At 62.2% G+C, this 12368-nt stretch carries 14 protein-coding genes; 5 read left to right on the top strand and 9 right to left on the bottom strand.

The genetic code is table 11. The features are described 5' to 3' along the window. Positions 1-327: 327 nt before the first annotated feature. Positions 328-813 (bottom strand): Lrp/AsnC family transcriptional regulator, encoded by a 486-nt coding sequence (locus CHB97_RS00005; protein WP_089285891.1) that lies wholly within the window; start codon positions 811-813, stop codon positions 328-330. A gap of 137 nt (positions 814-950) precedes the next feature. On the opposite strand from CHB97_RS00005, the gene CHB97_RS00010 reads away from it, so the two are divergent. Together CHB97_RS00010 and CHB97_RS00015 are read left to right on the top strand one after the other, a co-directional pair. Beyond that, positions 951-1304 (top strand): hypothetical protein, encoded by a 354-nt coding sequence (locus tag CHB97_RS00010; RefSeq protein ID WP_089285892.1) that lies wholly within the window; start codon positions 951-953, stop codon positions 1302-1304. A gap of 5 nt (positions 1305-1309) precedes the next feature. Beyond that, positions 1310-1642, top strand: a complete 333-nt coding sequence (locus CHB97_RS00015; RefSeq protein ID WP_089285893.1) for a hypothetical protein — start codon at positions 1310-1312, stop codon at positions 1640-1642. A 302-nt stretch (positions 1643-1944) separates the two neighbouring features. On the opposite strand, the gene CHB97_RS00020 is transcribed toward CHB97_RS00015, so the two are convergent. From CHB97_RS00020 to CHB97_RS00040, 5 genes are all read right to left on the bottom strand, one after another. Beyond that, positions 1945-2898, bottom strand: coding sequence for an alpha/beta fold hydrolase (locus tag CHB97_RS00020; RefSeq protein WP_089285894.1), 954 nt, complete (start codon positions 2896-2898; stop codon positions 1945-1947). Between the two features lie 81 nt (positions 2899-2979). Next, positions 2980-3330, bottom strand: coding sequence for a hypothetical protein (locus tag CHB97_RS00025; RefSeq protein ID WP_089285895.1), 351 nt, complete (start codon positions 3328-3330; stop codon positions 2980-2982). A 480-nt stretch (positions 3331-3810) separates the two neighbouring features. Beyond that, a complete protein-coding gene (locus tag CHB97_RS00030) occupies positions 3811-4125 on the bottom strand; it encodes a hypothetical protein (RefSeq protein ID WP_089285896.1) in 315 nt (104 codons plus the stop codon). A 389-nt stretch (positions 4126-4514) separates the two neighbouring features. Beyond that, positions 4515-5480 (bottom strand): malate dehydrogenase, encoded by a 966-nt coding sequence (gene mdh / locus CHB97_RS00035; protein ID WP_089285897.1) that lies wholly within the window; start codon positions 5478-5480, stop codon positions 4515-4517. A gap of 225 nt (positions 5481-5705) precedes the next feature. Continuing rightward, a complete protein-coding gene (locus tag CHB97_RS00040) occupies positions 5706-6368 on the bottom strand; it encodes a cation transporter (RefSeq protein ID WP_089285898.1) in 663 nt (220 codons plus the stop codon). A gap of 78 nt (positions 6369-6446) precedes the next feature. Here CHB97_RS00040 and CHB97_RS00045 point away from each other — a divergent pair, with 78 nt between their 5' ends. Both CHB97_RS00045 and CHB97_RS00050 read left to right on the top strand, forming a co-directional pair. After that, positions 6447-6854, top strand: a complete 408-nt coding sequence (locus CHB97_RS00045) for a helix-turn-helix domain-containing protein (protein WP_089286824.1) — start codon at positions 6447-6449, stop codon at positions 6852-6854. 334 nt (positions 6855-7188) lie between these two features. Further along, positions 7189-7938, top strand: coding sequence for a hypothetical protein (locus CHB97_RS00050; RefSeq protein WP_143270653.1), 750 nt, complete (start codon positions 7189-7191; stop codon positions 7936-7938). 103 nt (positions 7939-8041) lie between these two features. Here CHB97_RS00050 and CHB97_RS00055 read toward each other — a convergent pair whose 3' ends face one another. Then, the gene (locus CHB97_RS00055) at positions 8042-9646 is read right to left on the bottom strand and encodes a phosphoenolpyruvate carboxykinase (RefSeq protein ID WP_089285900.1); all 1605 of its coding nucleotides are present in this window, start codon (positions 9644-9646) and stop codon (positions 8042-8044) included. A 217-nt stretch (positions 9647-9863) separates the two neighbouring features. On the opposite strand from CHB97_RS00055, the gene CHB97_RS00060 reads away from it, so the two are divergent. Beyond that, a complete protein-coding gene (locus CHB97_RS00060) occupies positions 9864-11318 on the top strand; it encodes a DUF2142 domain-containing protein (protein ID WP_089285901.1) in 1455 nt (484 codons plus the stop codon). A gap of 71 nt (positions 11319-11389) precedes the next feature. On the opposite strand, the gene CHB97_RS00065 is transcribed toward CHB97_RS00060, so the two are convergent. Together CHB97_RS00065 and CHB97_RS00070 are read right to left on the bottom strand one after the other, a co-directional pair. Next, positions 11390-11794: a DNA-binding transcriptional regulator gene (locus CHB97_RS00065; RefSeq protein WP_160105411.1), complete on the bottom strand. Its 405-nt coding sequence runs from the start codon at positions 11792-11794 to the stop codon at positions 11390-11392. Continuing rightward, positions 11787-12206, bottom strand: coding sequence for a hypothetical protein (locus tag CHB97_RS00070; RefSeq protein ID WP_089367373.1), 420 nt, complete (start codon positions 12204-12206; stop codon positions 11787-11789). The genes CHB97_RS00065 and CHB97_RS00070 overlap by 8 nt, the downstream gene beginning before the upstream one ends. Between the last annotated feature and the right edge of the window lie 162 nt (positions 12207-12368).

The following is a 12368-nucleotide window of genomic DNA, read 5'->3' on the forward strand; positions in this document are numbered from 1 at the left end:
CAAGACGACGACCGACCTCTGTGCCGACGGCGCTCCCATAAGAGTAACACCAGTTTCATCAACGGTGGGTCCGCGAAGTCGGTGAAAACTGATACCAATCTCCCTTGATCGTGACCGATCCAGGGAGATTTCGTGTTCCCTCATGCGCCGGGCGCTGCCTCCGGCAGCTTGGCTTACGCCGCACGTGCGGCGGGCCGGCGGTCGCCGGCCACCAATCCGCCGAAATGTCAACCTTTCGGCGGATTGGTATGATTTGGTGTGCCTTTCAGGGGGCACAGCCTGTGATGCCCCCTTGTGTCCGGGCCGAGCTCGGGCATCTGCACCGGCCTATCCGGTGATCAACTGCCCCGGCAGCGGCAGTTCTGTGGTCTCCTTTACGGTGGAGACGACGATCATGCTGTTTAATTCCCGCACACCGGGCAGCTTTGACAGTTTCTCGAAGAACAGCTGTTCATAAGCTTCGATATCCTTGGTCACGATCCGCAGCAAAAAATCAACCTGGCCCATCAAGACGAAACATTCCTGCACCTCCGGGATACGGCGGATGGAGGCGCGGAAATCATCAAGCGTGTCGCCGCTATGCGCCTCCAGCTTCACATGGCTGAAGATCAGCACATTCAGCCCCACCGCTTTGCGATCCAGCAGCGCCACCCGGCGCTTGATCACCTGATCCTCTTCCAGCCGCTGAATCCGGCGCCAGCAGGGGCTTTGGCTCAGGCCGACCTTTTCGGCAATTTCCGCCGCCGTTGCCGATCCGTCCTTCTGCAGCAGGCCCAGGATTCGCCAATCCAAGCCATCCAGCTCTTTCTGCATGAAAATTCCTCAATTTGTGTTTAGTGCGCAAAATTCATGTTCAAATTACGCGCTGTGAAGGAAACTTGCAAAGAAATACCCCGGCATCTCCGTTAGGGTGCAGCCATCGTTCTTCCTGCTCTACCGGGGCCGCCGCGATGTCTTCCGCCTACGAAAATCATGCCAGCCTGACCGTTTATCGTGACCAGCCGACAGGCGCGCGCATTGCCTTGGCGGTGCATCGGGCGGCCTGCGGTGCGATTACCCCGGTACCCTGGCAACGCCTCCAGGGGGTTGATCTGGGGGAAGCGGTGGATGCCGCGTTACGGGCTTCGCGTTCCACCCGCGCCTTTGCCATGCTGGTGACGGATGAGGTGCTGGGGCTGAATGAAGACCCCGTCAGCGTGCTGTCCCGCTGTCTGGCCCGCGCCGACCATGACCGGCTGTCCGTGGGCCCGGAAATGCGTGGCGCCAGCAAAGCCGTTGCCGCCCCCTTCGTCGCCGCGGAGTGAGACCCATGCCTGCCCCTAGCCTGACCCCGCCGCCGCCCGAATCGCGGCCGACCGATCCGGGCCGTACCGCCTGCTTTGCCGTGCTGGCGGAGCCCGACCCAGCGTCGTTGCCACGCGTTCTGGAACTGTTCGCCAAGCGCGGGCTGGTGCCTTCCTCGGTGCAATCCCGCCTGTTCGAACCGGACGAGACACTGCATGTCGATGTGCAGGTGCCCACGCTGACGCGCGACGAATCGGATTATATTGCCCGCTGCCTGCGGGCCATTCCGCTGGTGCGGCAGGTGCTCACCTCTGAACGTCACCGCGCCCTGGCCGAGCCGCAGGCGTTGATCGCTTGATGCTCGGTCCCTGGGCGGTTTTCTGACCGGGATTGGGTATGAGAGCCGTGTGCGTTTAAACGGAAACGCACGCGGCTCTCATACCAATCTCCCTTGATCGTGACCGATCCAGGGAGATTTTGCGTTCCCTCAGACGCCGGGCGGGCGCATCCGCGCCCTTGGCTTACGCGGGCACGTGCCCGCGGGCCGGCAGTCGCCGGCCTCCAATCCGCCAAGGGTCAAACCCTCGGCGGATTGGTATAAGTCCTTGTTCAACGAGCGGATTCACGCTCCAAAGCGATTCCGCTTTTCCGCGATCCACTCTAAAGGCCCCGCAGGAAGCCCAGCAGCGCCTGGTTCACCGCATCGGGCGCTTCCTGCTGCACCCAGTGGCCGGCATCGGGCACCAGAATGGTACCGCGATAATCGGTGCAGGTAAGGCCATCCATGGTCTTCAGCGCCTTGTCCATGCCTGGCATCCGCAGCACCCCATCCAGCTGGCCAGCGATGAAGCAGGCCGGTACCTTGATCGGCACGCCATGCCAGGGGGCCGTCAGCGCCCAATTGCGATCCAGATTGCGATACCAGTTCAGCCCGCCGCGATAGCCGGTGCGGGCGAACGTATCGGCATAGAGACGCAGATCCGCCTCATGCAGCCAGTCGGGCAGCACCTCCACCGGCGCACAGCCCTGCACCAGACCGACATCCGGCACCAGCGCCGGCCAGCCCCGCCCTGCCGCCGCCCCGGCCGCAGAGGCACCCACCAGCAGGCGGCGGTGGGTTTCATAAGGGTCTGCCCCCAGATCGGCCTCCGCCACGCCCGGTTCCTGGAAATAGACCATGTAGAATCGGTCCATCCCCTGGGCGCGGGCCATGCTGATCAGGCTGCCATGCGGGCCGCGCGGCGACCAGGGCACGGCCAGCCCCGCCACAGCGCGGAACCGGTCGGGCCGCAGCAAGGCGGCGTGCCAGGCCACTGGCGCGCCCCAATCATGACCGATAATGGCGCATTGATCGATGCCCAGTGCATCCAGCAGCGCCACCTGATCGCCGACCAGATGCAGGATGGTGTAATCACCCCCATCATCCGGGGCGTCGGTACCGCCATAGCCGCGCATGTCCGGGACAATCACCCGATATCCCGCCGCCACCAGGGCCGGCACCTGATGGCGCCAGCTATGGCCCAGTTCGGGCCAACCATGGCAGAGCAACAGGGCGGGGCCGCTGCCATGGTCCTGATAGGCGATGCTGATTCCATTGGCCCGTACCTGCGGCATGATGGTCGCTCCCCGTTGATTTTGGGGGGATCATAGCGGTGCTGGCCGGGCACCGCTATGCCGCTGCATCTCTCGCTATCGTCATCCAGCGCGGGATTTGAACGCCTTCAGCCGCTTATTGAAGTCGGCGGCCAGCTTTTCCATCCGTTCGGTGGATTTATTGTAGGAATCGGCATCAATCCGGCCCCGTACCTTTCCTTCTGCGGTCAGGCAGGCCTGATATTCATCCGTCGCCGCGATGTAAGATTTCACCATTTTGGCCGCCTCCGCCATGTCGGAGGCGGTGGCGCTGCTGCCGTCCGGCAAGTTTGGCGGATCGCCGATCTCACAGCCGGCCCAGGCCGGGCTGCTGCACAGAATCAGGCTGGCGATGGCAAGGGTGGCAAAACGGCCACGTCGCTGGATACCGGAATGCTGGTGCTGGATACGCATCTGCCCTCTCCCATCCGTTTGCCACGGCGGTACAGGACCGGCGACCGCGTTGGGGCGGTCCCATCCTGTCACTGAACGCCTGTCAGGCGTCAGTCCACCGGGAATGACTGGTTAATCGGGCAGCCGGCCACCTTCTCTTCCACTATGGCAAAAGGGTATTTGTGCGATGCAGCAGCGTCAATAGCCTATCGCAGGGAAATATGTCTTTGGCACAGTATTAAACCAATCTCCCTTGATCGTGAACGATCCAGGGAGATTTCGCGTTCCCTCGGGCGCCGGGCGGGCGCATCCGCGCCCTTGGCTTACGCGCCACGTGGCGCGGGCCAGCAGTCGCCGGCCTCCAGCCCGCCTGAAGGTCAGCCTTCAGGCGGGCTGGTATTGCGCCGCCATAGGACAAAACGGAAAAGCCCGCATCCGGCAACCGGATGCGGGCTTTTGCATACAGACCGCAGGCGGCAGGGCCACCTGGAAGGCCGGAAATCAGCCAGCGCGGGACTTGAAGGTCTTCAGCTGCTTATTGAAGTCAGCGGCCAGCTTTTCCATCATCTCGGTGGACTTGTTATAGGCGTTCATATCCACCTTGCCCTTGCCGGCGGCTTCCAGGCAGGCCTGATATTCCTGGGTGGCGGTGATATAGGCCTTCACGGCCTTCATCGCGACGCCCATTTCGTCGGCCGAAGCGGTGGCGCCATCGGGCAGAGCCGGCGGGTTGCCCTGTTCGCAGCCGGCGCCAAAGGCGGTGCCAGCGGTCAGCGACAGAAGGGCGGCAGAGATCAGCAGAGCGGCGGTCTTCATTGAGGTTAGTCCTTGATAAGGTGATACAAGATTTCGATCGTCAATTCGGTCGCGTCTTGTCCAGGGCGGGTGTAATAAAAACGCCACCAACGGATGGATACGCTACAACCTGCGCATCCACATCAATAACCAAGATTGAATAGCCTGATTACTCTGACGCGCGATCGATGAGATACTTTGGTTGACCGTCACCGTCAATTACCAGCACTTCCATTGCTGCTATGCAACATGCGCATTGTCTAAAATGCAATCAAATTGCGTCAACAGTGACGCGAAAAACTTAAGCGGTAGCGGTTGCGAAATGGTTAACACGATAAATAAAACCCCCGCACCAAAGGATATGGTGCGGGGGTTCCATCGGACACCGGCCCCGACGGGCCAGAGCACTATCACCCTTCAGCGGAAACCTTCTTGGTCACGTCGACCAGAACCTTCACCGCATCGACGGACTTGTCGAAATTGGCCTTCTCCTCGGCGGACAGCTCGATCTCGATGATCTTTTCCACGCCCTTGGCGCCGATGACGGTCGGCACGCCGATATAGAGACCGTCAACGCCATACTGGCCGGTCAGCTTGGCGGCCACCGGCAGAACGCGCTTCTTGTCCTTCAGGTAGCTTTCGGCCATGGCGATGGCGGAAGCAGCCGGGGCGTAGAAGGCAGAACCGGTCTTCAGCAGGCCGACGATTTCCGCACCGCCGTCGCGGGTGCGCTGCACGATCTTGTCCAGCTTCTCCTGCGTGGTCCAGCCCATCTTCACCAGATCCGGCAGCGGGATGCCGGCGACGGTGGAGTAACGGACCGACGGGACCATGGTGTCGCCATGGCCGCCCAGCACGAAGGCGGTGATGTCTTCGACCGACACGCCGAACTCTTCAGCCAGGAACCAGCGGAAGCGGGCGCTGTCCAGCACGCCGGCCATGCCGACCACCTTCTCCGCCGGCAGGCCGGAGACTTCCTGGAACAGGCCGACCATGGCGTCCAGCGGGTTGGTGATGACGATGACGAAGGCGTTGGGGGCGTGTTCCTTGACGCCGGCGGCCACGGCCTTGATGACCTTGGCATTGATGCCGACCAGATCGTCACGGCTCATGCCCGGCTTGCGCGGCACGCCGGCGGTGATGATCACCACGTCGGCACCAGCGATGTCAGCATAGTCGGACGTGCCCGAATAGCCGGCGTCAAAACCGGCAACCGGCGACAGCTCGGCGATATCCAGCGCCTTGCCCTTGGCGACGCCGGAGAAATCCGGAATGTCGAGCAGGACGATATCGCCCAGTTCCTTCTGGCCGGCCAGCAGAGCCAGCGTACCGCCGATTTGGCCGGCGCCGATCAGGGCGATCTTCTTGCGTGCCATGGGTCATTCCCTTCGATTAGGTCGGATCAGGAAAGTAAATTTCGTCTGGAGCAACCGCGAGGGGGCTTGCTTTCAACTGGCCGCGACGCGGGTGACCCTGGGCCGGGTGCTTAGCCCGAAATGATGCAGTGGGCAAGCCGACAAGGGTCGAGGGTGGGGGGAGGCTGGCAAGCGCCTGCAGCAACCCCCTCATGCGTCCCGTCCGACAGGCGGGCAGGGGGTGTTTCAGTGCGAATGGCCATGCCCGTGACCATGATCATGGCCGTGATCTTCCACCTGACCGGTGCGCAGTTCGCGGATGGACTGGCGGCTGATCTGCCAGGACGCACTCAGCGCCAGCCAGGCCATCACCAGGGCCACGGCAATATCCGGCCAGCCGGTGCCGGTGCCGAACACACCCAGTGCCGCCGCCATCACGGCGATATTGCCCAAGGCATCGTTGCGGGAGCAGAGCCAGACGCTGCGCATATTGGCGTCCCCCTGCCGCCAGGCATAGAGCATGATGGCGGTGCCGACATTGGCGGCCAGGGCCAGCGCGCCGACCCAACCCATGGTTTCCGCCGTCGGCACCCGCCCGCCCAGCACATTCAGCAGCGATTGCACCGCGACGAACAGGCCGATACCGCCCATGGAAAGCCCCTTCACCAGGGCCGCCCAGGACCGCACATGCAGGGCGGCCCCCAGCACGAACAGGCTGATGCCGTAATTGGCGGCATCGGAGAGGAAATCAGCGGCATCGGCCTTCAGGGCGACAGAGCCGGATTGCAGGCCGGCCAGCATTTCGAAGACGAACATGCCGCCATTGATCAGCAGCGCCAGCCAGAGCACCCGGCGATAGGCCGGGCTGGTGGGGCCATGGGTGGGGGTGGGGCAGCAGGAAGCAGACATGGGATTTTCCCTTGTCAGAAGGAGAAGCTGCCCGGAAAGATGGACCCTGTAGCCGCTACAGGGTCAAGGGGGATGGGGATGCACAGGGATTACCGTATCGGCGATCTGGCCCGCGCCACCGACACGGCGGTGGAGACGGTCCGCTATTACGAGCGCATCGGCCTGTTGCCGGAACCGCCCCGCACAGAGGGCAATTACCGGCTGTACGGGGAGGCCCACCTGAACCGGCTGCGTTTCATCCGCCGGGCGCGGGCGCTGGGCTTTCACCTGGATGTGATCCGCGACCTGCTGGGCATGGTAGACCGGCCCGACCAGCCCTGCGCCAGCATCGACCAACTGGCCCGCGCCCAGATGGCGGAAGTCGATGCCAAGATCGCCGACCTGACCCGCCTGCGCGCCGAACTGGCCCATGTCGCCAACCAGTGCCATGGCGGCACCGTGCGGGAATGCCGAATTGTCGAGGCGTTGAGCGGTGGGGAGGGGTGAACCTGACTGATTGAAAACCTGATGGGGCACAGGGGAGGGCTTGGCTGCTGGTCGGTGTCTCCGCTATGCACGCAGTATTCGCATACGTTCGGATGCGATTAAGGGGTGTATGAATTATAAAATACAACCATTATCGACATAATGAATAACCAGTGATACAGTTTATAGATTCATAATGATTTCTGTATCAATTTGAAATTTCCCGTTTTCTATCAAAATTTTAGTGTCTGTTCGGGCTGCAAAGGGGGACGACATGGCCGTCAATAATCTCCTTATTCTGGCGCATGGTAACAACCCCTCCTCCGGGGGGAACCCCTTTGCGCATGTCGGGAAGATGGCTGGTGCTGCAGCGCCGGATGGCCTGTTTGCGCCCGCCAAGGAAAAGGTGGGTGCGACGTCCCCACCATCCACCAATGGCCCCGGTACGACGACCGACCGGGTGGAACTCAGCGGCTTGGCGCAGGCACTGACGGGGCAGGCCGCCGCCTTCTTCAACCAGATGGATGAGAAGGAGCGGGGCTCGCTGGAAACCCTGGTCAAGTCCGGCAAGGTTTCCGTCGATGATGCCGTGAAGGGCCTGCAATTCTGGGCCGATGAGGTGACCTTCACCAAGGCCATGACCCTGGTGGCGCCCACAGCGCAGGAGACGGATCAGGCCCGGCAGCGCGACGATTCGCGGGCGGCTTTTGCGGCGGATTTCCAGGAATTCGCCGCTATCAGTCGGGAGAATGAGGCGCGCAGTGAAGAATATATCAAGGCCGTTGAGAGCGGGAGCGGCGATGTGGCGGCGGCCCGCGAACGGTTGGACGAGGTCTCGGCCCGCTATCGGCAGGCCTCGGCCAAAGCCCGCCAAAGCAACGCGGCCATGGGGGATACGGGCCTCGCCATTCAGGATGGGTTTCAGCAGCGTTTCCAGGCCGTGGCGGACGCCAAGGCGGCATCCGGCCACCCGGATGGCGGCGCGCCCGCCAATGCTGACAACAAGGCGGCGGCGGACCGGCTGGCCGCTGCCGGGCTGGGCCAGCTTGACTTGAAAGAAGCGCGCCGCCGGTTCGCGGCCAGCGTCACCGATTTCCCCTATTAAGGGCCGGCTCCCCTGAAAACCAAACGGGCCGGGGGGATATCCCCCCGGCCCGCCGGTTGCCTCCCCGGTCGTGGAGGCGCCAGGACAGGTGGTGCCTGGATCGTTACGCGGCGGTACGGATACCGGCGCGCACAACCTTCTCGTCCACCTGGTCCTGGAATTGGGTGAAGTTGGCTTCGAACCGCCGCGCCACCTCATGCGCGGTGGCGTCAAAGGCGCTCTTGTCCGCCCAGGCATTGCGGGGCAGCAGCACATCCACCGGCACGCCCTCGCAGCCTTCCGGCACGGCCAGACCGAAATTCGGTTCCGGCTTGTGCGCCACGCCGGCCAGCTTGCCCGACAGGGCGGCATTCACCAGGGCGCGGGTATGGCCGATCTTCATGCGGCTGCCGATGCCATAGGCGCCGCCGGTCCAGCCGGTATTCACCAGCCAGCAATTGGCGCCATGGGCCTGAATCTTCTGTCCCAGCAGCTTGGCATAGGCGGTGGGGTGGCGGGGCATGAAGGGCGCACCAAAGCAGGTGCTGAAGGTGGCCTGCGGCTCTGTCACGCCCTTTTCCGTGCCGGCCACGCGCGCGGTGTAACCGGACAGGAAATGGTACATGGCCTGTTCAGCCGACAGTTTGGAAATGGGTGGCAGCACGCCGAACGCATCCGCCGTCAGCATGATGATGTTCAGCGGCTGGCCACCCAGGCCCGTGTCGGACGCGTTGGGGATGAAATCGATGGGGTAGGAGGCGCGGGTATTTTCCGTCAGCCTGGCATCATCCAGGTCCAGGTCGCGCGTGGCCGGGTCCATGATGACATTTTCCAGCACCGTGCCGAAGCGCCGGGTGGTGGCATAAATCTCCGGCTCGGCCTCGGCCGACAGGCGGATCACCTTGGCATAGCAGCCGCCTTCGAAATTGAAGACGCCATTATCCGACCAGCCATGTTCATCATCGCCGATCAGGGTGCGGCTGCTGTCGGCCGACAGGGTGGTCTTGCCGGTGCCGGACAGGCCGAAGAAGATGGCGGTATCGCCCGCCGGCCCGATATTGGCCGAACAATGCATGGGCAGCACGCCCTGGGCCGGCAGCATGAAATTCAGCACGGAGAAGATCGACTTCTTGATCTCCCCGGCATAGGAGGTGCCGCCAATCAGCACCAGCTTCTTCTTGAAGTTGATGACGACGAACACGTCCGACCGCGTGCCGTCCCGTTCCGGCACCGCATGGAAATCCGGCACCTGCAGCACGGTGAAGCCCGGTTCGAAGGCCAGCCGGTCGGCCAAGGCCGGGCGAATGAACATGTTCTGGGCGAACAGATTGTGCCAGGCGTGCTGGGTGACGATGCGCACCGGCAGCCGATAGGCCGCATCGGCCCCCGCCCACAGATCCTGCACGAACACCTCGCGCCCCTGCAGATAGGCGGTGACGCGGGCGTGCAGCCGGTCGAACGCCTCTTCCGTGAAGGGCTTGTTCGGCCCCCACCAGATATCGGCCTCTGTCGTTTCCTCCCGCACGGTGAATTTATCGTTGGGGGAACGGCCGGTATGCTGGCCGGTAATGGCGACCAGCGCGCCATCCTTGGACAGGGCAACCTCGCCGCGCTTCAGCGCCTGTTCATACAGGGCGCCGACGCTGAGATTCCAATGGGCGGCCTTCACATGGGCCAAACCCAGATAATCAAGGCCGAATTGGCTGATGACGGGACCAGTCTTTTCCACGGTCGCATTCTCCCTCGTGATCCGCGACGCCGCCGCCCCTTTTGTCGGGCGACGCCGGTCCGCATCACGGCCGGCGCATTTTTATGTAACGGCTTTTGTACACTTACCGTTCTCTTTCCGTGGTCGCAACCCTTTCAAACGGGGGGCAGGGTGCCGGGTTGTTGTGGTGAGCGTGACTCCTCTATAAAGGCGCGTGCATGTGTGTAAGGGGAGTCTGATGCAGGGTTGGAGAATTTCCGCCATCACCGTCCTTTTCATTGGGTTGGTGGCAACGGCGCTGACGGTGATGCTTTCCCTTGTCCCCTTGGGGGAAATACCCGACGAAATGAGCCATATCATGCGCGCCGATGGCCTGCGCCATGGGGAGATCGTCGGCCGGCGCGGCACCAGTGTCCATAAGGGGATGGAGGTGCGCAGCGCCGGTGTGCTGGCCGACCCTGCCCTTGGGCAGGCCGGGTATGAGACCGATTTCGGCAAGCGGGAACTGAGCCGCGAAACCCTGGCAAAGTCGAAGGCGGCCACCTGGAGCGCCCCCGTCTATATTCATGCCCCCAATACCGCCGTATACGGGCCGGCCTTCTATGTGCCGGCCGGGCTCACCATCGCCGTGGCAAAGGCGATGGGGGGCACACCGCATGATGCCCTGATCGCCGCCCGCACGGTCAATGCCCTTCTCTATGTCGCCATCGGGGCGCTGGGGCTGGCGCTGGCATGCCGGGGCAGGGCCTTGCTGCTGATCATCCTGGGCTTGCCCATGTCGCTGTCGCTGGCGCCCACGGTCAATCAGGATGGCTTGATCATCGCCACCTGCGTTCTGATGGCGGCCCTGTTCACCCGGATCGATGCCGGCAAGGGTGAGAAATGGGCCTATGGGCTGTTCTGCTTCCTGATGCTGATCATCTTCATGGCCAAGCCGCCCTATCTGCCGCTGGCGGCTTTGCTGCTGATCCCGGCCTGGCAGGGCTGGCAGCAGAGGCGGGAGAATCCGGCGGCAGTCCGGGGGCAGCTTCGCCTTTCCCTGTGGGGCTTCGGTCTGGTGGTCGTGCCGGCCCTGGCCTGGATCATCTATAACATGGTCTGGGTATCCGCGCCCTTCACCAAGGAATTCTATCAGTCCGGCCCGCTGTCCGGGGTCAGCGAAACGCTTTATCTGACAGCACCCGGCTGGCAGGCCCGCATTCTGCTGTCCGAACCGTGGCGGCTGATCTCCATTCCCTATGACACCATCGTGGAATATGGCCGGCTCTGGTGGATGCAGCTGATCGGGGTACTGGGCCCCAACGCCTATCTTTTCAGCCAGTCCTTCTATGACAATTGGGGGATCAGCATGGCCGCCATTCTGCTGGTGGCCCTGCTGCCGGCCGGCTTTGTCCCCCGTGCACCCCGGTTGGTGGTGGCGGAACGGGCAACCTATCTGCTGTTGCTGATCGGCTGTGCCTGGCTGATCATCATCGCCCAGTATCTGTCCTGGACAGAGGTGGGGGCGGTGCTGGTGGATGGCGTGCAGGGGCGCTATTTCATTCCCCTGCTGCCTTTCCTGGCCCTGCTATTTCCGCGACAGCCGGCTTCACCCACCCTCGGTACCCTGGCGCAGCTGGCGGCGTTGATCCTGACGCTGGTTGGGGTGTTTCAGAGCACGGAGCTGCTGATCCGTTCCTACTATCTGCACTGATGCCCTGGATCAGTATCCGTCCGGCCGCTTCACCCAGGGGCGTGGCAGTCCCGGTTCATCGTGGCGTGTGATCAGCGATCAGTCGCACCGATCTCAACCAGCTTCTGCATCATCTCTGGATAAGTGTCGATGGCACAGAGCAATATCCGGGCAGAGCTGGACAGCCTTGTCCGATCCTGTTCCCAGTTGCGAACGGTTGCCAGTTCCAGCGCATATTTCAAGGCGAATTCCTGTTGTGTCAGGCCCTGCCGCTCCCGGACAGCTTTTGCATCCGGCACCGGCGGCAAGCCGCGTATGGAGGCGTCAACCTTCAGGTCGCGCAGGTTAGCCAGAAGTTCTGCCCTGTCACCAACATGAGGAAGCTCCACAGGTACTTCCTCACCGGCCTTGATCCTGTTCAACACGGCATGGGCCTTGGAAAGGCCCATGCCGTGCCGTACCAGCAGGCGGACCAGATCAACACCGCGATCAATCATCTCCTTTTCGGACAGCACCATGCTCACGGCGGAATGTGTATGGTCGCGGGGTATGCCTTGGATTGGCACCTGTTGTTCGATAATTTGCTTCAACGACAAGTTGGTCGACATTGCTGTCCTCCATAACGGCCTGAGCAATAGCCTTAATTCCGCTCAGGCCCAGTTGGTTCCGCGTCAACCCGTGCATATCGGTCTGATATGCGTGTAGGGTGAGGCCATCCTGGGAAACGGCGAGCTTGGTAACGATATCAACGCGCCCAAGCAGCCGCCCTTCAAAGGCGACGTCGAAATAGAGGACAAAAGTGCCCTCATTTTCGAACCACTCGCCCTCCTCAATGACAATGCGGATGCACCATTGGCGATAATGGTACGCTTCTAGCGGACTAAAATACATGCAAATATCACACATCATATATCTCCTTTTGTTATATAGCCCTTCCGGGTCATGCAATGTTGGTGGGGGTTATCTATTAAAGATTTGATTTATAATGATATTTCTGGATTTCTCGCGGATTCTGTATGCGGGGTTCCAGATTGTAGGTCGTGTCAAAAAAAGATTGACACCCTCTCTGAG

The organism is Azospirillum sp. RU38E, assembly GCF_900188385.1.
In the GTDB taxonomy this organism is placed as follows: Bacteria; Pseudomonadota; Alphaproteobacteria; order Azospirillales; family Azospirillaceae; genus Niveispirillum.